Here is a 2,276-nt window from a genome sequence, read left to right as displayed (position 1 = left end):
ATCATCTCGACACCACGCGGCAGAGCCAGCCCCACCACCGACTCCGCCCCCACACCCTGACCGATCAGATAGTGCGCCAGCCGGTTCGCCCGCGCCTCCAGCTCCGCATACGACAACCGCTCACCGCCGGCCACGATCGCCACCGCATCCGGCGTCCGCGCCACCTGCGCCTCGAACAGCTCCACCACCGACGAAGCCGCACCCTCCACAGCCGTGGCGTTCCACCCGGTCAGCAGCGTCGCACGCTCAGCGGCCTCGATCACATCGACCGACGCCACCGCAATACCCGGATCGCTCGTCACCGCATCCAGCACCCGGACCCACGCCCCAGCGATCCGCCCCGCCCACACCGGCTCGAACAGATCCGCCGACACCGTCACCGTGCCACGCACACCCACCGGACGACCATCCACGTCGAATTCCTCACCCACGATGACATCGAGGTCGAACTTCGCCGCGGACTCGTGGGCGGTCGGATCCGGCTTGCCGGGCTCGGACTCGGACGATCCGGGATCCGCGGGTGCCGTGCCGGACTGCATACCGGGCAGCTCCAACACCGCGTCCACGGTGTTCTGCTTGGTCAGGACGACCTGGAAGAGCGGGTGGCGGGCCATCGAGCGGGCCGGCGCCAGCTCCTCCACCAACCGCTCGAACGGCACATCCTGATGCGCCAGCGCCGACAGCGTCCGCTCCCGCACCCGGCCCAGCACCTCACGGAAGCTCGGCCACCCCGACAGATCCGTCCGCACCACCAACGTGTTGATGAAGAAACCGACCAGATCATCCAGCGCCTCGTCGGTGCGGCCCGCGTTCGCCGAGCCGATCGGGATGTCCGTTCCCGCGCCGAGCTTGGAGAGCAGCACCGCCAGCGAAGCCTGCAACACCATGAACGGCGTCACACCCTCCGCACGGGCCACCTCCACCAGCCGCTCGTGCACCACCGCCGGAACCTCCACCGGCACCTGATAACCACGATGCGAGCCCACCGCCGGGCGCACCCGGTCGAACGGCAGACCCAACTCCTCCGGAGAGCCGGACAGCGCCTCACGCCAGTAGGCGATCTGGCCGGCCATCACACTCTCGGGGTCGTTCTCGTCCCCGAGGATCTCGCGCTGCCACAGGGTGTAGTCCGCGTACTGCACCGGCAGCGGCGCCCACTCCGGCGCCCGGCCCGCACTGCGCGCCGCATAAGCGATCGACAGATCCCGCGCCAACGGGCCCCTCGACCAGCCGTCGCTGGCCACATGGTGCATCACCACGACCAACGCCCGCAGCTCCGCACCCGCCTCGAACAACCAAGCCCTGACGGGCAGTTCGGACGCCAGGTCGAAGCTGTACGCCACTGCCTCGGCGACCGCTGCGTTCAGCGCCTCGGGTGCGACCTCCTCCACCTGCAGCGCCCATTCCAGGTCCCCGATGTCGAGCATCCGCTGGTAGGGCTCGCCGTCGACCACCGGGAAGACCGTGCGCAGCACCTCGTGCCGTCCGAGCACGTCCAGGAACGCGGCGCCCAGCGCGTCCCGGTCCACATCGCCGGACAGTGGGATCACCGCCGGGACGTTGTAGGCGGCGCTGGGTCCTTCGAGCTGGTTGATGAACCACAGGCGGCGCTGCGCGAACGACAGCGGCACCCGCTCCGGCCGCTCCCCCGCCGTCAACGCCACCCGCGCCCGCTCCACACCCCCGAGCCGAACCGCGAGCCCCGCGACGGTGGGCGCCTCGAACAGCACCCGCAGCGGCACCTCCACACCCAGAACCGACCGCACCCGGCTCACCAGACGCACCGCGAGCAGGGAGTGGCCGCCGAGCCGGAAGAAGTCGTCGTCCACGCCGACACGCTCCAGACCCAGCACCTCGGCGAACACCGCGCAGAGCAGTTCCTCCTGCACGCTCGCCGGGCCCCGGCCTGAGCCGGTGGAGTACACGGGCGCCGGCAAGGCCTTGCGGTCCAGCTTGCCGTTCACCGACAGCGGCAGCGCGTCCAGCACCACCACGGCCGACGGCACCATGTAGTCGGGAAGTCGGGAAGCGGACAACTTCCTTACGGATTCCTGAAGTTGGGCACGCGCGGCGTCGCCGTCCGCAACCACGTAGGCGACCAGCCGCTTGTCGCCGGGGACGTCCTCGCGGGCGATGACCGCCACTTGGGCGACCTGCGGGTGCGAAGCCACCACGTGCTCGACCTCGCCGGGCTCGATCCGGAAGCCACGGATCTTCACCTGGTCGTCGGTACGGCCCGCGAACACCAACTGCCCGTCCACCGTCCACCGCGCCCG

At 70.3% G+C, this 2,276-nt stretch carries 1 protein-coding gene; it reads right to left on the bottom strand.

The genetic code is table 11. The features are described 5' to 3' along the window. Nucleotides 1-2,144: condensation domain-containing protein (locus tag ABT300_RS43360; RefSeq protein ID WP_351688501.1), on the bottom strand; the 2,144-nt coding region annotated here is incomplete at its 3' end. Between the last annotated feature and the right edge of the window lie 132 nt (nt 2,145-2,276).

Source organism: Streptomyces sp. NPDC001027 (assembly GCF_040299045.1).
In the GTDB taxonomy this organism is placed as follows: domain Bacteria; phylum Actinomycetota; class Actinomycetes; order Streptomycetales; family Streptomycetaceae; genus Streptomyces.
This window is presented reverse-complemented; position numbering and strand designations above follow the sequence as displayed.